Source organism: Mesorhizobium sp. M0491, from assembly GCF_040321265.1.
Lineage (GTDB): Bacteria > Pseudomonadota > Alphaproteobacteria > Rhizobiales > Rhizobiaceae > Mesorhizobium.
In genome coordinates this window covers 1-19,955 of sequence record NZ_JAMYRE010000023.1, presented here as the reverse complement: position 1 = coordinate 19,955, position 19,955 = coordinate 1, and the positions used below count along the sequence as shown (strand labels likewise).

Sequence of the window (19,955 nt, the reverse complement as noted above, 5' to 3'; positions counted from 1 at the left end):
GGGCCTGATCCGCGTCACTGACACACATTTACTTTCGCCGGCCGGCGGCCTATTCGCCCATCAACCGAAAGCCCGAGCACCGTGAACGCAACGCCGCATACGCCGCTTCTCGACAAGGTCCGCATCCCGGCGGACCTGCGCACGCTTGCCGAAAGTGAACTGCCGCAATTGGCGTCCGAGCTTCGCGCCGAGCTGGTCGACGCCGTGTCCCGCACGGGTGGTCATCTGGGCGCCGGGCTTGGCGTGGTCGAGCTGACAGTGGCGCTGCACTATGTCTTCAACACCCCCGATGACAGGCTGATCTGGGATGTCGGCCACCAGGCCTATCCGCACAAGATCCTGACCGGCCGCCGCGACCGTATCCGCACGCTGCGCCAGGAAGGCGGTCTGTCCGGCTTCACCCGCCGCGCCGAGAGCGAGTACGATCCCTTTGGCGCCGCCCACTCCTCGACGTCGATATCGGCCGGCCTCGGCATGGCCGCCGCCCGCGATCTCTCCGGCGGCCGCAACAACGTCATTGCCGTCATCGGCGACGGCGCCATGTCTGCCGGCATGGCCTATGAGGCGATGAACAATGCCGGCGCGCTCGATGCACGGCTGATCGTCATTCTCAACGACAACGACATGTCGATCGCGCCGCCGACCGGCGCGATGAGCGCCTATCTGGCGCGGCTGGCCTCCGGCAAGGCCTATATCGGCCTGCGCGATTTCGGCAAGAAACTGACGTCCTATCTCGGCAAGCGCGCGGATCGTGCGATCACAAGGGCAGTCGAGCATGCACGCGGCTACGTCACCGGCGGCACGCTGTTCGAGGAACTCGGCTTCTATCACATCGGCCCGATCGACGGCCACAATCTGGAGCATCTGATCCCGGTCCTGAAAAACGTCCGCGACAATGGCGAAGGCCCGGTGCTCATCCATGTCGTCACCCAGAAGGGCAAGGGCTATGCGCCGGCCGAAGCCGCTGCCGACAAATATCACGGCGTCAACAAGTTCGACGTCATCACCGGCGCGCAGGCCAAGGCGCCAGCCAACGCACCGGCCTACACCAAGGTGTTCGCCGAAAGCCTGGTCCAGGAGGGCCGCGAGGACGACCGTATCGTCGCCGTCACCGCAGCCATGCCGAGCGGTACCGGCCTCGATTTGTTCGGTGAAGCGTTCCCGTCGCGCACCTTCGATGTCGGCATCGCCGAACAGCACGCGGTGACCTTCGCCGCCGGCCTTGCCACCGAAGGCTACAAGCCGTTCGCGGCCATCTATTCCACCTTCCTGCAGCGCGCCTACGACCAGGTCGTCCACGACGTCGCCATCCAGAAATTGCCGGTGCGCTTTCCCATTGACCGGGCCGGCTTCGTCGGCGCCGATGGCGCCACCCATTGCGGCGCCTTCGACACCACCTTCCTGGCGACACTGCCGGGTTTCGTCGTCATGGCCGCCGCCGACGAGGCGGAGCTGCGCCACATGGTGCGCACCGCGGCAAGCTATGATGACGGCCCGATCGCCTTCCGCTATCCGCGCGGCAACGGCGTCGGCGTCGACATGCCGGAGCGCGGCTCGGTTCTCGAAATCGGCAAGGGCCGCGTCGTCAAGGAGGGCACCAAGGTTGCATTGCTGTCCTTCGGCACGCGGCTGCAGGATTGCCTGATCGCCGCGGAGGAGCTAGGGGCTGCCGGGCTGTCCACGACGGTCGCCGACGCCCGTTTCGCCAAGCCGCTCGACGAGGATCTGATCCGGCGGCTGGCCCGCTCGCATGAGGTGCTGGTGACGGTGGAGGAGGGCGCAGTCGGCGGCTTCGCCAGCCACGTGCTGCAGTTCCTCGCCCATGAAGGCCTACTGGAAAGCGGCCTGAAGGTGCGCCCGCTGGTACTGCCCGACGCGTTCACCGACCACGCCAAGCCGGAAAAGATGTATGCCGATGCCGGGCTCGATGCTGCCGGCATCGTGCGCACCGTGTTCGTGGCACTCGGGCACACAGTCCACGCCCAGCGCGCCTGAATCAAAGTCTCAATGACTTGAATCGGTTTGCCGGCCAACGATCTTAACGCGTTGTTTACGCTGACGTTTGGCGCTTTGCTTACCGTGTCTGTTGGCCGTTTTTCAATGGCGCCCTGCTAGATCGTGATCAGGCAGGGAGACAACAACAATGAAAACGCTTCTGTGCGGTGCAGCGCTTTGCGCCGTCATCGTCGCGCCGGCCACAGCCGAAACGCGCTATGATCGCAGCCTCGAAAAGGCGGCGATGGGCATCATCGCTGGCAAGATGGGCGACATCCGCGGCGGCTTTTCATTCAAGCAGGTGCCGCAACTGGTGGTTCTGCCGGCCCCTGTTTCCGCGCCTGCGGTTGCCATCGAGCCTGCACGCGAGCAAGCTTCAGGAGGGCGTGAGGATGGGTTGTCTCCAGCCGTCGAGCGTCCGGTTCCGCGAAGCGTATTCTGAGCTGGAGAGCAGCAAGCCTTGATCGGGATTGCCCGATCGTTTCAATGTGCTTGCCGCTGTGCGGGTGATCTAAGAAGGCGCTGGCAATGCTACTCCGCCGCAACCAACTCCGCTTGCTGCGCCGGTTTCTCGGGGCGCCAGGATTGCGCCGCGTGGCGGGCGCGGTCTGCCAGGGCGGCTAGGCGTCCGCGCAGGTTTCGTCCACCCACCACCGACGACAAGGTCACCGAATGCGTCGCAAAGCGGCGCTTGAAATCCTCGCCGCCGCAGAGAAAATCGATCGTGGTCAAGCCCCGGTCAAACGACCACTGGATGTAATCCATCATCAAGACCATGCCTGGCGAGGCCCGTTCGAAGGCCGGATCATAGGTGGTGACGAAAGCCATCATCGTTCCATGCTGCTCGAAATTGATCGATATGGCGATGATCTCGTCTTCGCGTTCGAGCACGAAGATGCGCAGCAATCCAAGCTTGGCCAGAACGGATATGAGTGCCGCCAGCGCGGGGGAACCTTCGTCGAAGAGGTCCGAAACGCGGCCGTGTTTTGCAAGCCATACCCGCTTCAGTGCCGCGACGCGCTCCAGCACCGGCTCGCGGGCTTCGTGCGCGTCCATCAGGCGGAAACGCAGCGCGCCGCCTTCCTCCATGAATTTGTAGCCACGGCGATAGTTTTGCCGGGTTTTTTTCGACTGGCTTTCAAACCATTGTGCGCCGCGTTGCCCGGCGCCGGAAACTCGATAGCTGACCTCGCTGCGGTGGCTTGGCTGCAAGATATTGTCTTGGCCTGGGGCGGCGGGACCGAGCAGGGTCCGGAATCGGGAATCGGGCAACAGACGATTGAGGTAGGCAAGATCGAAGCCGCCATCGTCGAGGATATGTTGCCAGAGTTGCGGCAGGATCTGTGGCTCGGCATCGGGAGCAAGCAGGACATCGCCATAGTCGCAGTGATCTTTCGCCGCCCACTCCAGCATACGGATGCCCGAGCGCCAGAAGGTCGCGAGCGCAATGACGGCCTCGAGGCGCTCGCCGCTCCAGACCATGCCGATCCTGAGACCGCGGCGGTCCTGATGCGGTGTGGTGTGCCACCAGGCCGAGATCCAGTCGGGATGCTGGAAAACGAGGCCGCCGGCGCGTTGCCAGAGCGCTGCCCAGGCGGGCGCGATTTCTGCCAGTCGCGCTGACGACGTCGCAATTTCGATCCGGTGCGTTCGCGGCATCCGGAACACGGCGGGTCCGTTCATGGCTTGCCCCCTTGCGGCGATTGCTGTGGCTCGGGCTTGTCGGTGCGGAAATGTCTGGCGATCTGCCGCCACATCCGCTTCAGCGGCAGAACATAGAGGCCTGCGAGCGACTGGTAGTCGCGCACGTTGCGTTCGATCAAACCGAACTTGAAGTCCTCGTCGGGTCTGGGAACGCATAGCGTTCCGAAGAGCCGATCCCAAAACGAGAAGAGCAGCCCGAAGTTCTTGTCGTAGTGGCGCGGGTCGGTGCTGTGGTGCAATTGATGCCAGTGCGGACACAGGATCAGATTGTTCAATGGTCCAAACGAGATCTTGAAATGCGTGTGCCTGACGAAATCCATCATCAGGATGTTGCGTATGATGTAGACGTTGACGCCGAAGACCGTCAGCTCGACGAGGTTCAGCGACACCAGCGACCAGATCCCGAAGCAGATGCCGGGAATGACGCCGTCCCAGGCCCGGTTCATCAATTCGTCGAGCGGGTGGACGCGATCCTTGGTGATGCCGACCATCACCTCGGCCGAATGGTGGACCTTGTGCAGTTCCCAGAGCACCGGGTAGCGGTGCTGGGCGACGTGATAGAGATAGTACGAAATGTCGTAGGCAAGCAGCATGGTGATGGTGAAGATCGTCACCGTCACCGGCCCTGCCGGTCCTTTGATCAGGGGCGGCTGGATTGCCAGCAGCGTGGAGAGCAACCAGTTCGTCGCATAGCCGACGGCGCTGACGAAGACGACGCCGGCGGGCAGCATGAGGAATGGCATCAGCGCCTTCCGCGTCACCCAGAACAAAAGGTCGGCTTTCGCCGAGGGATGCGTGATGACCTCATGCGGGACTGCGAACTCGAAGAACTCTTTCCAGCTCTTTTTCTCGACCGTGCGCCAGTAGGCGACCAGGGCGCTGACCAAAGCAGTCAGCAACAGAAGTCCGGTCGCCAGCAGGCCGGCGCCGGAAATCCGGTCAAGAACCTTGTAGACGATATCGCTGGCCATTTCCAAGGTTGCCGCCTCTCCATCCGGGTTTTCCGGTCGTCGCGGTCATAACATTGAAGTCCTCAAGCAAATGCGATGAAAATTGGTTAAGAAATCATGAGGCTTTCTAGGTGTTTGGTATTTATCCGCAGGCGGCGAGACCCCATGCTTCGGCGGTCATCCGTCTCAACGGGCGTAACGCATGGATATTCATAAGGATGGTCGGCGGGACGGAACGCCTCACCATCGTCACGGTGCAAGATGCTGGGTGTGACGATGGAACGGGAGACGAAATGCTTCCATCTGGCGCTCTTGCCATCGTCGTCGGCTTTCGCCATGAAGGCCGATGAATTCGCCTTTGCCAGCCAGCGCACGCCAGCGGCTCGACGACCTGCTCGTCCAGCGCGGGCTGTTTGCCAGCCGCTCACGTGCCCGCGACGCGGTCGAGCGTGGCACGGTGACCGTCGACGGCGTCATTGCGCGCAAGCCCGGCCAGAGCGTTTTGCCGCAATGCCTTGTTACCATCGATGATCCGGCGCAAGGCTATGTGTCGCGCGCGGCACTCAAGCTGATCGGTGGGCTCGATCATTTCGGCCTCGACCCTGCCGGCTGTGAAGCGCTCGACATCGGCGCCTCGACCGGCGGCTTCACCCAGGTGTTGCTCGAGCGCGGCGTGGCCCATGTCACCGCGGTCGATGTCGGTCATGGCCAGATGCATCCTGATATCGGCGGCGACCCGCGTGTGACGGTGATCGAAGGACTGAACGCCCGCGACCTCGCTGTTGCCGATCTCAGCGGGCGTATTCCGGATTTCATCGTGTCCGACGTCAGCTTCATCTCGCTGAAACTGGCGCTGCCGCCGGCGCTTGGTCTGGCGAAGGCTGGCGCCAAGGCCATGTTTCTGGTCAAGCCGCAATTCGAGGCGGGCCGTGATGCGATCGGCAAGGGTGGTCTGTTGAAAGATCCCTACGACGCCTCTCGTGTCGCCGGCCTGCTGCAGGATTGGCTGGACTCCGTTCCCGGTTGGCGCTCGCTGGGCCTGCATTTGTCGCCGATCGAGGGCGGCGACGGCAATCGCGAATTCCTGCTCGGTGGGATCAAGGACCGATGAGCGCGCGCTTCAGCATCAGGAAACTTGGCGCTCAGGGCGACGGTGTCGCCGAGACCGAGACAGGGGATCTGTTCATTCCCTTCACACTGCCCGGTGAAACGGTTACCGCCGCGCGCGAAAGGGATCGCGCCATGCTGATGGCGGTGCTGGAATCATCGCCGCTGCGCATCGATCCCGCCTGCCACCATTTCACCGAATGCGGCGGTTGCGCGCTCCAGCATTTCGAAGCCGAAGCCTATCGCCAGTGGAAACGCGAAAAGGTGGCGCACATCCTAAAGGGCAAAGGCATCGATTGCGAGATCGGTGACCTGGTCGCCTGCGCGCCGCAGACGCGCCGCCGTGTCGTGCTTGCCGCCCGCCGCACCGATACAGGCATGCTGCTCGGCTTCCATCGCCATCTGTCGCCAGAGATCATCGCCATATCGGAATGCCCGATCTCGCTGCCGGAGATCGTCGCTTCGCTCGATCGGTTGAAGGCGCTCGCCGAATTGGTCTGCGCAACCACCAAATCGTTCCGGCTGGCGGTCACCGTGACCGGTTCGGGTCTCGATGTCGCGGTTCATGAATCCGGCAAGCTGGGGGAGCATCAGCGCCGCATCGCTGCCAATTTCGTCATGGCGCAGGGCTTTGCCAGGCTGTCCATCGATGACGAAATCATCATCGAGCCGAGGAAGCCGGTGGTCATGTTCGGCAGCGTCGCTGTAGCCTTGCCCCCGGGCGCGTTCCTGCAGGCAACCGAGGCCGCCGAACAGGCGATGGCCGATATCGTCGGCGGGCATCTGAAGCGTGCCAAGAAGGTGGCGGATCTTTTCGCCGGTTGCGGCAGTTTTGCTCTGCGCCTGGCCGCGAAGTCGGAAGTCCATGCGGTGGAGGGCGATGCGGCAGCCCTTTCGGCCCTCGACCGTGGATCGCGTTTCGCCACTGGCCTGAAGCGGGTGACGGGCGAACGCCGCGACCTGTTCCGCCGGCCGCTGACGTTCAAGGAGTTGAATGCGTTCGACGGCCTGGTGTTCGATCCGCCACGCGCCGGCGCCGAGGACCAGTCGAAGCAGATCGCCCGCTCGGATGTTCCCTACGTTGCGGCGGTGTCCTGCAATCCGGTGACGCTCGCGCGGGATTTGCGCATCCTGCTCGACGGTGGCTACACCTTGAAAAGCGTCACCCCGATCGACCAGTTCCTGTGGTCGCCGCATGTCGAGGCAGTGGCGCTGCTGGAGAAGCCGAAGAAGAGGCGGTAGATCATTCGCTGGTTTGGCGACGCCGTGCTTCCGCGAGCACGCCCGTTTCTATTTCTCTCAATGTTTTCGACTTGCCTCTGTTGGGCAGCGACCCGAACACATCCTCGGGTCGCGTTGGGGGAAAGACCGGAGCAGGCCGTGTGAGCTGATCGGCGGTTGACTGGAGGCAACGGATTTTTCTCCAGTGGCCATCGCATCAGACCCGCGTGCCGCCGACCGTCATCTGATTCATGCGCAGATGCGGCTGGCCGACGCCGACGGGCACGCCCTGTCCGGCCTTGCCGCACATGCCGATGCCGGTGTCGAGCTTCATGTCGTTGCCGATCATCGACACGCGGTGCATGGCGTCCGGGCCGTTGCCTATCAGCATCGCGCCCTTGATCGGCTGCGTCACCTTGCCGTTCTCGATCATGTAGGCCTCGGTGCAGCCGAACACGAATTTGCCAGAGGTGATGTCGACCTGGCCGCCACCGAAGGAGACAGCATAAATGCCGTTCTTGACCGAGGCGATGATTTCGTCCGGCTCCATGTCGCCTGATGTCATGTAGGTGTTGGTCATGCGCGGCATCGGCTGGTGGGCGTAGCCTTCGCGACGGCCGTTGCCGGTTGCCTTCATGCCCATCAGCCGGGCGTTCTGGCGATCCTGCATGTAGCCGACCAGCTTGCCGTCTTCGATCAGCACATTGCGGGCCGAAGGCGTGCCTTCGTCGTCGACGGTCAGCGAGCCGCGCCGCTCGGGCATCGTGCCGTCGTCGACGACGGTCACCCCCTTGGCGGCGACCTGCTGGCCTAGCAGGCCGGCGAAGGCCGAGGTCTTCTTGCGGTTGAAATCGCCTTCCAGCCCATGGCCGACGGCCTCGTGCAGCATGACGCCCGGCCAGCCGCTGGACAAGACGATGTCGAAAGTGCCGGCCGGGGCCGGTATGGCCTCGAGATTGACCAGAGCTTGCCTGAGCGCCTCCTTGGCGGCGTGCTTCCAGCTGCCCTCGACCAGGAATTCGCCAAACGCCTTGCGGCCACCCATGCCGTAGGAGCCGCTCTCCTGGCGGTCACCATCGCCGACCACGACGGAGACGTTGATGCGGACCAGCGGGCGGATGTCGCGCACCATTTGGCCATCAGCGCGCACGATCTCGACATGCTGCCAGGATGCGGCGAGCGATGCCGAAACCTGCCGCACGCGCGGATCCTCGGCGCGCAGCCAGGCATCGATTTCCTGCAAGAGCTTTGCCTTGGCCTCGAAGGAAGGCGAGGGGATCGGGTTCTCTTCGCCATAGAGATGGCGGTTGGTGCGGGCGGGTGCGGCGGCAAGCGTCCCGGAATAACCGCCCTTGACGGTTGAAACGGCATCGGCCGCGCGCAGCAGCGAAGCTTCGGAGAGGTCGCTGGAATGGGCATAGCCGCTGGCTTCGCCGGCAACCGCACGCAGGCCAAAACCCTGGTCGGTGTTGAAGTTGGCGGTCTTCAGCCGGCCGTTGTCGAACATCAGCGCTTCGCTCTCGCTATATTCGAGGAACAGCTCGCCGTCATCGGCGCCGTTGATGGTCTCAGCGACGATCTGCTTGATGCGATCGTCTGAAATGTCGAATTGGCCGATCAGGCTGTTCATGGCGCGTCCGTTCACAGGAGGAATGGGTCTTTGCCACGATGTAGGCGCGAAGGTGCGCCGAGACAATCGTTCTGCCGCATTGTGAAGACAAAAGCGGTTTGCCAGCAGCCCGCCGATGTCACTTCTGGTTGATGAAGTCGGTGATGTCGCCGGGCTGTCAGGGGAGCGCGGCGAAGCCGTCGGCAAAACCCTTGAGGTCGACCGGGATGCCGATGCCTTCTTCCGGGGTCTGGAAGACGATGAAGGTGGCCGACGTGCCGGTCTTCAGCGTGTCGAGAAGCGGCTTTTCGAGAATGACCTCGGCATAGCAGCCGTCCTGGAAGCAGCGCACGAAATAGGCGCGGCCGATATCCTTGCCGTCGACATTGAGGCCGAGCCCGTTGGGCAAAAGCACGCCGAGCGGCGCCAGCACGCGCAGGATCTCCGCCTTGTTGTCAGCGGTGCGCAGCACCACGACCGACAATCCCATCTCGGGACGGTCCTCGGCGACGACGTTCTGCATCATCACGCATTGTTCCGAGGTGGCGCCGGCCGGTGTGTCGCAGATGATCGACCATGCGCCATGCGTCGAGCGCACGGTGCCGCTCGGCTGCGCGGCGTTGGCCGTGCCGGACACGATCGCGGACAAGCCGATGCCAGACAGGGCGGCGAGAAAGATGACCTTCGCCCAGTTTCTCGAAAACCGAGAGTTTCTCGAAAGCCAGTAATTCATGACGGCTCCATTGCGAATCACGGCACTTTAAGCCGCGCCAAAGCCAAGTAAAGGACGAGACCGCACCAGGTCTGCCCCGAAAAAGCCAATAGGGCGCTTTTCCCTGCCAATTTCGCCCGAATTGCGACGTTCGGCACGTGCGGCCCGCGGGAATGCTGCTGCGGGCTCACTGTAGGCGATTCGGTGCTGCCGCGGCTGCCGCCAAAGGCACATCCGGGCTTGCGCGCAAAAATGCCGCACGGTTTCGTCCGCTCCTTTCTTGCGGAGGGAAAAAGAGTATGGTTTGAACCAGCTTGAAACTGTCGGGATTCCCGTCCCGGCATTGTTCGTTATTCTCGTGAGTACCGCAGCGAGGAACTGGGAGACGATGAGGGCGATGAGAAATTTCCTGGCAAACGCCAAGGTTCCAGCAAGTGCCAAGTTTCTAAGTGCTTGTGCCGCTATCACGTTTTTCGCCGGCGCATCCGCCCATGCCGACCAGCCCAAGAACTGGGAGACAACCTTCCAGGCGCCGGCGACCGACATGATGCGGCAGATCGAGTGGTTCGGAAACTACACAATGTGGTTCATCGTCCCGATCACCATCCTGGTGCTGCTTCTGCTCGCCTACTGCATCGTCAGATTCCGCGCGAGCGCCAACCCGGTTCCGTCCAAGACCAGCCACAACACGTGGATCGAGTTGATCTGGACGATCGGGCCAGTCGTCATCCTGCTGCTCATCGCCATTCCCTCGTTCCAGCTGCTGACCGCGCAATATACGCCGCCGGAAGAAGCAAAGCTGACCGTCAAGGCGACCGGCAACCAGTGGAACTGGGACTACGAGTACCAGACCGAAAACACGCTCTCCTTCAACTCCGCGATCCTCCAGGACGGTGATCGGGCCGGCGCCGGCAAGGAGGACCGCAAGGTCTATCCGCGCCTGCTGGCCGTCGACAACGAACTGGTGGTGCCGGTCAACACCATGACCCGCGTGCTCGTCACCGCGACCGACGTGATCCACTCCTTTGCCATGCCGTCGTTCGGTATCAAGATCGATGCCATTCCGGGCCGCACCAACGAGACTTGGTTCAAGGCGGAGAAGGAAGGTATTTTTTACGGCCAGTGCTCGCAGCTCTGCGGCAAGGATCATGCCTTCATGCCGATCGCCATCCGCGTCGTCTCCGATGCGCAGTTCAAGACCTGGCTGGCGGCAGCCAAGACCGATCTGCCCGGCGCCAACAAGACGCTGATGGCCGAGGTCGACGGCCAGAACAAGGTAGCGGCCGCCGGCAACTGATGCCGCGGGTTAGCAAGATTTAGGGAACGGAGCGGAACATGGCAGACGCTGCAGCTCACGACGGGCATGACCACAAGCCTTATCACGGCTGGGTCCGCTGGGTTTATTCGACCAATCACAAGGACATCGGCACGCTCTACCTGATCTTCGCGATCATGGCCGGCATCATCGGCGGTGCCTTGTCGGTCGCCATCCGCATGGAGCTGCAGGAGCCTGGCATCCAAATCTTCAGCGGCCTGGCGCAGATGGTCTATGGCATGAACGGTGACGCCGCGATCGACGGCGGCAAGAGCATGTACAATGCCTTCGCCACCGCGCACGCCCTGATCATGATCTTCTTCATGGTCATGCCGGCGCTGATCGGCGGTTTCGCCAACTGGATGGTTCCGATCATGATCGGCGCGCCCGACATGGCGTTCCCGCGCATGAACAACATCTCCTTCTGGCTGTTGCCGCCGGCCTTCATCCTGCTTCTCACCTCGATGTTCGTGCCGAGCGCGCCGGGCGCCTTTGGCGTCGGTGGCGGCTGGACGCTCTATCCGCCGCTTTCGACCTCGGGCCAGCCCGGGCCGGCCATGGATCTGGCGATCCTGTCGATCCACATTGCCGGTGCGTCGTCGATCCTCGGCGCCATCAACTTCATCACCACCATCTTCAACATGCGCGCGCCTGGCATGACGCTGCACAAGATGCCGCTGTTTGCCTGGTCGGTGCTGATCACCGCCTTCCTGCTCCTGCTGTCGTTGCCGGTTCTGGCCGGTGGCATCACCATGCTGCTTACCGACCGCAATTTCGGCACCACCTTCTTTGCGCCCGACGGCGGCGGCGACCCGATCCTCTTCCAGCACCTGTTCTGGTTCTTCGGTCACCCTGAAGTGTACATCCTGATCCTGCCGGGCTTCGGCATCATCAGTCACGTCATCTCGACCTTCTCGAGGAAGCCGGTGTTCGGCTATCTCGGCATGGCCTATGCCATGGTGGCGATCGGCGCCGTCGGCTTCATCGTGTGGGCGCACCACATGTACACGACCGGCCTGTCGCTCGACACGCAGCGCTATTTCGTCTTCGCCACCATGGTCATCGCGGTGCCGACAGGCGTGAAGATTTTCTCCTGGATCGCGACGATGTGGGGCGGGTCGATTTCGTTCAAGACGCCGATGCTGTGGGCGCTGGGCTTCATCTTCCTGTTCACCATCGGCGGCGTCACCGGCGTCCAGCTGGCCAATGCCGGCCTCGACCGCTCGCTGCATGACACCTATTTCGTCATTGCCCACTTCCACTACGTGCTGTCACTGGGCGCGGTGTTCGCCATCTTCGCCGGCTGGTACTACTGGTTCCCGAAGATGACCGGCTACATGTATTCGCCCGTCATCGCCAACACCCACTTCTGGGTCACCTTCGTCGGCGTGAACCTGATCTTCTTCCCGCAGCACTTCCTCGGTCTCGCCGGCATGCCGCGCCGCACCATCGACTACCCCGATGCGTTTGCCGGCTGGAATTATGTGTCGTCCATCGGCTCGTATATCTCGGCCATCGGCGTCCTGATCTTCCTCTATGGCGTGTTCGAGGCCTTCCAGAAGAAGCGGATCGCCGGCGCCAACCCATGGGGCGAGGGCGCAACGACGCTCGAATGGCAGCTGCCTTCGCCGCCGCCCTTCCACCAGTGGGAACAGCTGCCGAAAATCAAGTAAGGCGGCTGCCCGCTCGAATACGAAACCGCCGGTCCGCCGGCGGTTTTGGCCAACGGATGATGGACTTAAGTACGCATGGCCCTTGTCGACGACCCATTGATTGACGAAGCGGGCTTTCGCATGTCGGAAGCGACGGCGGGCGATTTCTTCGCGCTGCTGAAGCCGCGCGTCATGTCGCTGGTGGTGTTCACCGCCTTTGTCGGCCTTGTCGCCGCACCCGTGACCATCAACCCTCTGCTGGCGGTGATCGCCATCCTGGCTATTGCAATAGGTGCTGGTGCCTCCGGCGCGCTCAACATGTGGTACGATGCCGACATCGATGCCGTGATGACCAGGACCGCCACCCGCCCGGTCCCGGCCGGTCGCATCCAGCCGCACGAAGCGCTGACCTTCGGGCTGGTGCTGTCGGTGCTGTCGGTGATGACGCTCGGCGTACTGGTCAACTGGCTGGCGGCGACGCTGCTTGCCTTCACCATCTTTTTCTACGCCGTCGTCTACACGATGTGGCTGAAGCGCTGGACGCCGCAGAACATCGTCATCGGCGGCGCCGCCGGCGCCATTCCGCCTGTGATCGGCTGGGCCGCGGTGACCGGGACAGTCAGCCTCGAAAGCATTGTCCTGTTCCTGATCATCTTCCTGTGGACGCCGCCGCATTTCTGGGCGCTGGCGCTGTTCAAGTCCGAGGACTATGCCAAGGCCGGCATTCCGATGATGCCCAACGTCGCCGGCCACGCTTCGACCCGCCGCCAGATCTTCGCCTATGCGCTGGTGCTGGCCCCGGTCGGCGTGCTGCCGTGGCTGCTTGGCTACACCACGCCGTTCTATGGCGTGGCCGCCCTGCTTCTGGGAGTCGGTTTTGTCTGGTACGCGTGGAAAGTGCTTGGCATGGCCGACGATGACGGCGTCATGAAACCGGCCAAGGCCCTGTTCGCCTATTCGCTGCTTTACCTCTTCGCCATCTTCGCTGCCTATCTGGCCGACAGCGTTGTCGAACGCGCGCTTGCCATGGGTGGAGCATGACCATGATCGAGGAAAAGCTCGAGACCGTCACGTTGACCGAGCGTCAGAAGAAGGCGCAGCGCAGCCGTTCTATCGCCATCGGTGTGGCGCTGGCGCTGCTGGTGGTCATTTTCTACATCGCGACGATCGTGAAGTTCGGCCACAATCTGGGCACGATGTGATGAGCGTCGAGACCTCAAAAAAAACGGCTGGCAAGAACGGCAACGTCATCGTCGCGGCTGTCTGCCTCGCCTTTTTCACCGGCATGATCGGCATGGCCTATGCCGCGGTGCCGCTTTACAAAATGTTTTGCCAGGCCACCGGCTATGGCGGCACGACGCAACGTGCCGAGAAGCAGTATGCCGGCCGCGTGCTCGACCGCGAGATCACTGTCCGCTTCGATGCCAACATCGCTGGCGTGCCGTGGGAGTTCCAGCCGGTCCAGCGCTCGATGACGATGAAGATCGGCGAGACCGTGCAGGCGCACTATCAGGCGACCAACAAGTTCGATCGTCCCGTGACCGGCCGCGCTACCTTCAACGTGCAGCCTGAACTGGCAGGTCCCTATTTCAACAAGGTCGAGTGCTTCTGCTTCACCGACACGACGCTGAAGCCCGGGGAGACGCTGGACATGCCGGTGCTGTTCTACGTGGACCCCGACATCGTCAATGTGCCGGAGCTCAAGGACGTGAAGACGATCACTCTGTCCTACACGATGTTCCCGGTCGAGAAGACCAAGCCGGTCGCCTCCTCGGAGCCGGCCGAGGGCAACAGCAAGACAATTTCGAATACCGAAGCAAATCTCGGGGGTTGATATGGCAGACGCGCACGCAAAACCACAGCATGACTATCATCTCGTCGACCCGAGCCCGTGGCCTTTCCTGGGATCGGTAGGCGCACTTGTCACCGCCTTTGGCGGCGTCTGCCTGATGGAGTACCTGAAGGGCGGCTCGTTCCCGATCTTCGGCTTCAACATCGCCAATCCATGGCTGTTCTTCATCGGCCTCGTGATCATCCTCTACACCATGTTCGCCTGGTGGTCGGACACCATTAAGGAAGCGCATGAGGGCCATCACACGCGTGTCGTGTCGCTGCATCTGCGCTACGGCATGATCATGTTCATCGCCTCTGAGGTGATGTTCTTCGTTGCCTGGTTCTGGGCCTATTTCGATGCCAGCCTGTTTCCGAGCGAAGCCCAGCAATATGCCCGCACCGCGTTTACCGGCGGTGTCTGGCCGCCGAAGGGCATGGAAGTTCTCGATCCTTTCCATTTGCCGCTCTACAACACCGTCATCCTGCTGCTGTCCGGCACCACGGTGACCTGGGCGCACCATTCGCTCATCCATGGCGATCGCAAAGGCCTGATCAACGGCCTGGTGCTGACTGTTGGCCTCGGCATGCTGTTCACCATGGTGCAGGCCTACGAGTACATGCATGCTCCGTTCGCCTTCAAGGATTCCATCTATGGCGCCACCTTCTTCATGGCGACCGGCTTCCACGGTTTCCACGTCATCATCGGCACCATCTTCCTGTTGGTCTGCCTGATCCGGGCGATGAAGGGTGATTTCACCCCCAAGCAGCATTTCGGCTTCGAGGCGGCCGCCTGGTACTGGCACTTCGTCGACGTGGTCTGGCTTTTCCTGTTCGCCTCGATCTACGTCTGGGGATCGGTTGGCGCGGTGATCGAGGGCCACTGATCCTGGCCTGAGGAGTTTTCGTTTCGAGAAGGCGGCCGCGGCAACGTGGCCGCCTTCTTCTTTTTGGCGCAATGATCGCTGATCGATAGCCGATGCGGCTGACAATTTTCCGGGCCATTTGCGCATTGATGATCGCGGCACTCCCGGCCTTTGCCGGCGAGAAGGTGGATCTGGTGCGTGTCCACAAAGCCGAACGCCGGCTGGAACTCATCGGCTACGGCAAGATCCTGCGCAGCTACGGCATCGCACTCGGCGGCGATCCTGTGGGGCATAAGCACCAGGAGGGCGATCAACGCACGCCCGAGGGGAACTATGTCCTCGACTGGCGGAACCCGAACAGCATCGCGCACAGGTCGATCCATATTTCCTACCCCAACACCGACGATCTGGCGGCCGCCAGGGCGCGCAATGTCGACGCGGGCGGCATGATCATGATCCACGGCCAACCGAATGGTTATGGCTGGTGGGGCTGGCTGCTTCAATTGGTCGACTGGACCGACGGCTGCATTGCGGTTACGGACTCCGATATGGACGAAATCTGGGCGATGGTGGCCGATGGCACACCGATCGAGATCGAGCGGTAAGCATGAGCGACGACGCTCCCATGAGTGAAGACAGGGCGATCTGGCCGCCGATCGATCCGATCTCGGCCGGCCTGCATGGCCGCTGCCCGCGTTGCGGCGAGGGGCGGTTGTTCTCCGGCTTCCTCACCGTCGGCAAGCGCTGCGTCAATTGCGGCCTCGATTATTCCTACGCTGATGCCGGCGACGGGCCGGCGGTGTTCGTGATCCTGATCATCGGCTTTATCATCGTCGGCCTGGCGCTCTGGGTAGAAGTCACGCTCAGCCCGCCGCTCTGGCTGCATCTGCTGGTCTGGATTCCGCTGGCTGTCGTGCTGTGCTTGACGGCGCTGCGGCTGATCAAGGGCGTGCTGCTGACGCTGCAATACCGCAACAAAGCGGCCGAGGGCCGGCTGGATCGCGGCGAATGAGCGAGGCTTCCGTTAAAACTGACGGTCGTTCGCGACCGCGATCGGCATTGCTGCTCGGCCTTGGCCTTATGCTGTTCCTGATCCTGCTGGTGCTCGGCACCTGGCAAGTGCAGCGCCTGTATTGGAAGGAAGGCCTTCTGCAGACCATCGACCAGCGTACCCATTCGGCGCCCTTGCCGTTGGTTGCGGTCGAGAAAGAGTTCGCCGCCACCGGGGATGTCGACTATACGCCGGTTACCGTCACCGGCACGTTCCTGCATCAAGGCGAACGCCATTTCTACGCAACCTGGGAAGGTGACGCCGGCTTCAATGTCTACACGCCGCTGGCGCTCGACGACGGCCGCTTCGTCCTGATCAATCGCGGCTTCGTGCCTTACGATCTGAAGGACGCCGCCAAGCGCGCCAAGGGACAGGTGACTGGCAGAGTGACCGTGACCGGGCTGGCCCGCAACCCGCTGCCGGCGAAGCCGTCGATGATGCTGCCCGACAACGACGTGGCGAAGAACATCTTCTACTGGAAGGACCGCGACGTGATGGCTGCGAGCGCCGGTCTGCCGGCGGGCGCCGCGCTGGTGCCGATCTTCATCGACGCAGACAAGACGCCAAACCCGGGCGGCTTGCCGGTTGGCGGCGTCACCATCATCGACCTCCCGAACAGCCATCTGCAATATGCGATGACTTGGTACGGGCTTGCCGCGGCGCTCGCAGCCGTGCTCATCCTGCGGCTTCGCCGTCCCGCGAAAGACGAATGAACGCGGCTGATGCCCTTGACAGGGCAGGGGTGCGCACCTCATTTCGGCTTTGATCAACCGGCCCGGATTTAATGCTTCAGACAACCACCAAACCACCTCTGACGATCCGGCTCTGCCAGCCGCGCGGTTTCTGCGCCGGTGTCGACCGTGCCATCCAGATCGTCGTGCTGGCGCTGAAGAAATATGGCGCGCCGGTCTATGTCCGCCATGAGATCGTGCACAACCGCTACGTCGTCGAGGGGCTGCAAAGCCTTGGCGCCGTCTTCATCGAGGAACTCTCCGAGATACCGGCCGAACATCGGCAGTCGCCCGTCGTGTTCTCGGCGCATGGCGTGCCGAAATCGGTGCCGGCGGATGCGAAGGCGCGCAATCTCTTCTATCTCGATGCCACCTGCCCGCTGGTGTCGAAGGTCCACAAGCAAGCGATGCGCCATCAGCGGCTCGGCCGTCATGTGCTGTTGATTGGTCACGCCGGCCATCCCGAGGTGATCGGCACCATGGGCCAGCTGCCGGACGGAGCGGTGACGCTGATCGAAACCGAAGCCGATGCCGCAAAGCTCTCGCCCGCCGATCCGCAGGCGCTCGGCTTCGTTACCCAGACCACATTGTCGGTCGAGGACACCGCCGGCATCATCCGCGCCTTGCAGGATCGCTTTCCGGCGCTGCAGGCACCGGCGGCGGAATCGATCTGCTATGCCACCACCAACCGCCAGGAAGCCGTCAAGGACACCGCGCCGGGCGCCGATCTCTATCTGATCGTCGGCGCGCCGAATTCCTCCAATTCGCGACGACTTGTCGAAGTCGCGGAGCGTGCAGGCGCCACCATGTCGCTTCTCGTGCAGCGCGCCGCCGAGATTCCGTGGAATGACATCGGCAACATCTCGACGCTCGGCCTGTCGGCCGGCGCGTCGGCGCCCGAAATCATCGTCGACGAGATCATCGACGCGTTCCGGCAGCGCTTCGATGTCACGATCGATCTGGCCATCACGGCCACGGAAACGGAGGATTTTCCGGTCATGCGGGTATTGCGCGATGTCGAACTGACGCGGGCCGACATGGCCTTCGTCAATGGAGCCGCGTAAGCCACATGGCGGTCTACACCGACGTTGCGGAAGGCGAACTCGGCGCATTCCTGAAGCACTATCCGGTCGGCGATCTCCTGTCCTACAAGGGCATCGCCGAAGGTACCGAGAACTCGAACTTCCTGCTGCACACCTCCAGCGGCTCCTACATCCTGACGCTCTATGAGAAGCGCGTCGAAAAGGCGGATTTGCCGTTTTTCCTGGGGCTAATGGGCCATCTCGCCAACAAGGGCGTGTCCTGCCCGCTGCCGGTGACCGCGCATGACGGCAGCGTCATCGGCACGCTCGCCGGCCGGCCGGCGGTCATCATCACCTTCCTGGAAGGGCTTTCGTTGCGGCGGCCCACAGCAACGCATTGCGCCGAGGTCGGCAAGGCGCTGGCGCAATTGCATCTGGCCGGCGCCGATTTTTCGATGACGCGTCCGAATGCCCTGGCCATCGACGGCTGGCGCAAGCTCTGGGATGCAGCGCGCGATCGCGCAGACGAGGTCGAGCCGGGTCTGGCCGCCGAGGTCGATGCCGACTTTGCCGATTTCGAGCGCAACTGGCCCAAAGACCTGCCGCAAGGCATCATCCATGCCGATCTTTTCCCCGACAACGTTTTCTTCCTCGGCGAAAAACTGTCCGGCCTGATCGATTTCTATTTCGCCTGCGACGACCTCTACGCCTACGATGTCGCCACCTGTCTCAACGCCTGGTGCTTCGAGAAGGATTTTTCCTTCAATCTCACCAAGGGCAAGGCGCTGCTCGCCGGCTACCAGAGCCTCCGGCCCCTGAGCGACCAGGAAAAGGCTGCGCTGCCGATGCTGGCGCGCGGTTCGGCGTTGCGCTTCATGCTGACCCGGCTGTACGACTGGTTGACCGTTCCCGATGGCGGGCTGGTGATGAAACGCGATCCGACCGAATACATCAGAAGGATGCGGTTCCACCGGGCGATCAAATCGTCTTCGGAATATGGATTGGCCTGATATGAGTATCATGAGCAAACAGGTTGAGATCTTCACCGACGGCGCCTGTTCGGGCAATCCCGGCCCCGGCGGCTGGGGCGCGATCCTGCGCTTCAACGGCACCACCAAGGAGCTTTCCGGCGGCGAAGCCGAGACGACCAACAACCGCATGGAACTGTTGGCCGCCATTTCGGCGCTGAACGCGCTGAAGGAACCGTGCACGGTCGACCTTCACACCGACAGCAAGTATGTCATGGACGGTATTTCCAAGTGGATCCACGGCTGGAAGAAGAACGGCTGGAAGACCGCCGACAAGAAGCCTGTGAAGAACGGTGAACTCTGGCAGGCGCTCGACGAGGCCAACAAGCGCCACAAGGTCACCTGGAACTGGGTCAAGGGCCATGACGGTCATGTCGAGAACGAGCGCGCCGACGAGCTTGCGCGTGAAGGCATGGCACCGTTCAAGAAAGGTCCGTTCAAGCCTGCAGCCGCGCCAAAGCCTGCTGCGCCGGCCAAACAACCGGCAATCGCGAAAGTGCGGCGCTCGACCCAGAGCTATTGAATTTCCGGAGCGGCGCGGCTAGGCGCGCATCGCGTTATCAACGGTTGACGGCCGACGACAGGCTGCCTTGACCAGCGTCCAGCGGACGTAAGGCCTTTGGTGGCGTCGCAGTTGCTCCAGAATACGGAGGGAGTAATATTTCCTACCATAGAGCAAAATGCGATAAGGAAACGGGCGTGGCAAACGTAGAAAAATGAGCGTGGCTGTGACCCCGCAACAAGCAGCTGTGATGCGTGAGGCTGTCGAGGCGGGCGAGTATGCCACCGCAAGCGAGATTGTGCGTGAAGCGGTGCGGGATTGGCTGGCCAAGCGTGAACTTCGGCACGACGATATCCGCCGGCTAAGGCACCTGTGGGATGAAGGCAAGGCAAGTGGGAGGCCGGAGCCTGTGGATTTCGACGCGTTGCGAAAGGAAGCTCGGCGAAGGCTGGCGGAAGCCTCGCGGAATGACCGTTAGGCTGGTCTGGTCACCCGCGGCCAAGGCGGACCTCATCGACGTCTACGTGATGATAGGCAGCGAAAACATACGAGCGGCCGATCGCTATTATGATCAACTAGAGCGATTCCTATTTTGAGAGAATCGTAGGATTCCCAAAGCCGGATGTTTGTGATTCAAGATGCTGGCTGGATTGGAGGCCA

Annotated in this window: 21 protein-coding genes; 17 read left to right on the top strand and 4 right to left on the bottom strand. The window is 62.4% G+C overall.

What is annotated here, in order from left to right; genetic code table 11:
• The first annotated feature begins 81 nt into the window (after positions 1 to 81).
• Both dxs and NKI69_RS25820 read left to right on the top strand, forming a co-directional pair.
• Positions 82 to 1,995 carry a 1-deoxy-D-xylulose-5-phosphate synthase gene (gene dxs, locus NKI69_RS25825; protein ID WP_023808621.1) on the top strand — a complete coding sequence of 638 codons (1,914 nt, stop codon included), beginning with the start codon at positions 82 to 84 and terminating at the stop codon, positions 1,993 to 1,995.
• Positions 1,996 to 2,143: 148 nt separating this feature from the next.
• A complete protein-coding gene (locus NKI69_RS25820) occupies positions 2,144 to 2,437 on the top strand; it encodes a hypothetical protein (RefSeq protein WP_023808620.1) in 294 nt (97 codons plus the stop codon).
• A gap of 89 nt (positions 2,438 to 2,526) precedes the next feature.
• Here the strand turns inward: NKI69_RS25820 and NKI69_RS25815 are convergent, their stop codons facing one another.
• Positions 2,527 to 3,678, bottom strand: coding sequence for a GNAT family N-acetyltransferase (locus tag NKI69_RS25815; RefSeq protein ID WP_502900200.1), 1,152 nt, complete (start codon positions 3,676 to 3,678; stop codon positions 2,527 to 2,529).
• Entirely contained in the window at positions 3,675 to 4,670 is a 996-nt protein-coding gene (locus NKI69_RS25810) for a sterol desaturase family protein (protein WP_023808618.1), read from the bottom strand. Before NKI69_RS25810 ends, NKI69_RS25815 begins: the two co-directional genes overlap by 4 nt.
• A 325-nt stretch (positions 4,671 to 4,995) precedes the next feature.
• Here NKI69_RS25810 and NKI69_RS25805 point away from each other — a divergent pair, with 325 nt between their 5' ends.
• Together NKI69_RS25805 and NKI69_RS25800 are read left to right on the top strand one after the other, a co-directional pair.
• Entirely contained in the window at positions 4,996 to 5,760 is a 765-nt protein-coding gene (locus NKI69_RS25805; RefSeq protein ID WP_128302488.1) for a TlyA family RNA methyltransferase, read from the top strand.
• Complete coding sequence (locus NKI69_RS25800) at positions 5,757 to 6,998, top strand: class I SAM-dependent RNA methyltransferase (protein ID WP_023808615.1); 1,242 nt, start codon at positions 5,757 to 5,759, stop codon at positions 6,996 to 6,998. The genes NKI69_RS25805 and NKI69_RS25800 overlap by 4 nt, the downstream gene beginning before the upstream one ends.
• Before the next feature lie 196 nt (positions 6,999 to 7,194).
• On the opposite strand, the gene tldD is transcribed toward NKI69_RS25800, so the two are convergent.
• Positions 7,195 to 8,607 carry a metalloprotease TldD gene (tldD, locus tag NKI69_RS25795; protein WP_023808614.1) on the bottom strand — a complete coding sequence of 471 codons (1,413 nt, stop codon included), beginning with the start codon at positions 8,605 to 8,607 and terminating at the stop codon, positions 7,195 to 7,197.
• A gap of 157 nt (positions 8,608 to 8,764) precedes the next feature.
• The gene (locus tag NKI69_RS25790) at positions 8,765 to 9,319 is read right to left on the bottom strand and encodes an invasion associated locus B family protein (RefSeq protein ID WP_023808613.1); all 555 of its coding nucleotides are present in this window, start codon (positions 9,317 to 9,319) and stop codon (positions 8,765 to 8,767) included.
• A gap of 376 nt (positions 9,320 to 9,695) precedes the next feature.
• On the opposite strand from NKI69_RS25790, the gene coxB reads away from it, so the two are divergent.
• The 13 genes from coxB to NKI69_RS25725 all read left to right on the top strand — a co-directional run bounded on the left by coxB (position 9,696) and on the right by NKI69_RS25725 (position 19,773).
• On the top strand, positions 9,696 to 10,595 hold the full coding sequence (coxB, locus tag NKI69_RS25785) for a cytochrome c oxidase subunit II (RefSeq protein WP_031212224.1): 900 nt from the start codon (positions 9,696 to 9,698) through the stop codon (positions 10,593 to 10,595).
• Positions 10,596 to 10,633: 38 nt separating this feature from the next.
• The gene (ctaD, locus tag NKI69_RS25780) at positions 10,634 to 12,286 is read left to right on the top strand and encodes a cytochrome c oxidase subunit I (RefSeq protein WP_023808611.1); all 1,653 of its coding nucleotides are present in this window, start codon (positions 10,634 to 10,636) and stop codon (positions 12,284 to 12,286) included.
• Between the two features lie 75 nt (positions 12,287 to 12,361).
• Positions 12,362 to 13,306, top strand: a complete 945-nt coding sequence (locus NKI69_RS25775) for a heme o synthase (RefSeq protein ID WP_023808610.1) — start codon at positions 12,362 to 12,364, stop codon at positions 13,304 to 13,306.
• Positions 13,303 to 13,467: a cytochrome c oxidase system small membrane protein gene (locus NKI69_RS25770; protein ID WP_024503613.1), complete on the top strand. Its 165-nt coding sequence runs from the start codon at positions 13,303 to 13,305 to the stop codon at positions 13,465 to 13,467. The genes NKI69_RS25775 and NKI69_RS25770 overlap by 4 nt, the downstream gene beginning before the upstream one ends.
• Positions 13,467 to 14,099, top strand: coding sequence for a cytochrome c oxidase assembly protein (locus tag NKI69_RS25765; protein ID WP_023808609.1), 633 nt, complete (start codon positions 13,467 to 13,469; stop codon positions 14,097 to 14,099). The genes NKI69_RS25770 and NKI69_RS25765 overlap by 1 nt, the downstream gene beginning before the upstream one ends.
• A gap of 1 nt (position 14,100) precedes the next feature.
• The gene (locus NKI69_RS25760) at positions 14,101 to 14,982 is read left to right on the top strand and encodes a cytochrome c oxidase subunit 3 (RefSeq protein WP_023808608.1); all 882 of its coding nucleotides are present in this window, start codon (positions 14,101 to 14,103) and stop codon (positions 14,980 to 14,982) included.
• Positions 14,983 to 15,074: 92 nt separating this feature from the next.
• Positions 15,075 to 15,566 (top strand): L,D-transpeptidase family protein, encoded by a 492-nt coding sequence (locus NKI69_RS25755; protein ID WP_023808607.1) that lies wholly within the window; start codon positions 15,075 to 15,077, stop codon positions 15,564 to 15,566.
• 20 nt (positions 15,567 to 15,586) lie between these two features.
• Entirely contained in the window at positions 15,587 to 15,973 is a 387-nt protein-coding gene (locus NKI69_RS25750) for a DUF983 domain-containing protein (protein ID WP_023808606.1), read from the top strand.
• Complete coding sequence (locus NKI69_RS25745; RefSeq protein WP_023808605.1) at positions 15,970 to 16,725, top strand: SURF1 family protein; 756 nt, start codon at positions 15,970 to 15,972, stop codon at positions 16,723 to 16,725. Before NKI69_RS25750 ends, NKI69_RS25745 begins: the two co-directional genes overlap by 4 nt.
• A gap of 71 nt (positions 16,726 to 16,796) precedes the next feature.
• Positions 16,797 to 17,807 carry a 4-hydroxy-3-methylbut-2-enyl diphosphate reductase gene (gene ispH / locus NKI69_RS25740; protein ID WP_023808604.1) on the top strand — a complete coding sequence of 337 codons (1,011 nt, stop codon included), beginning with the start codon at positions 16,797 to 16,799 and terminating at the stop codon, positions 17,805 to 17,807.
• A 5-nt stretch (positions 17,808 to 17,812) separates the two neighbouring features.
• Positions 17,813 to 18,775, top strand: a complete 963-nt coding sequence (locus NKI69_RS25735) for a homoserine kinase (protein ID WP_023808603.1) — start codon at positions 17,813 to 17,815, stop codon at positions 18,773 to 18,775.
• Positions 18,776 to 18,785: 10 nt separating this feature from the next.
• Positions 18,786 to 19,316, top strand: coding sequence for a ribonuclease HI (gene rnhA, locus NKI69_RS25730; protein WP_023808602.1), 531 nt, complete (start codon positions 18,786 to 18,788; stop codon positions 19,314 to 19,316).
• Positions 19,317 to 19,509: 193 nt separating this feature from the next.
• Complete coding sequence (locus tag NKI69_RS25725; protein WP_023808601.1) at positions 19,510 to 19,773, top strand: ribbon-helix-helix domain-containing protein; 264 nt, start codon at positions 19,510 to 19,512, stop codon at positions 19,771 to 19,773.
• The last annotated feature ends 182 nt before the right edge of the window (positions 19,774 to 19,955 follow it).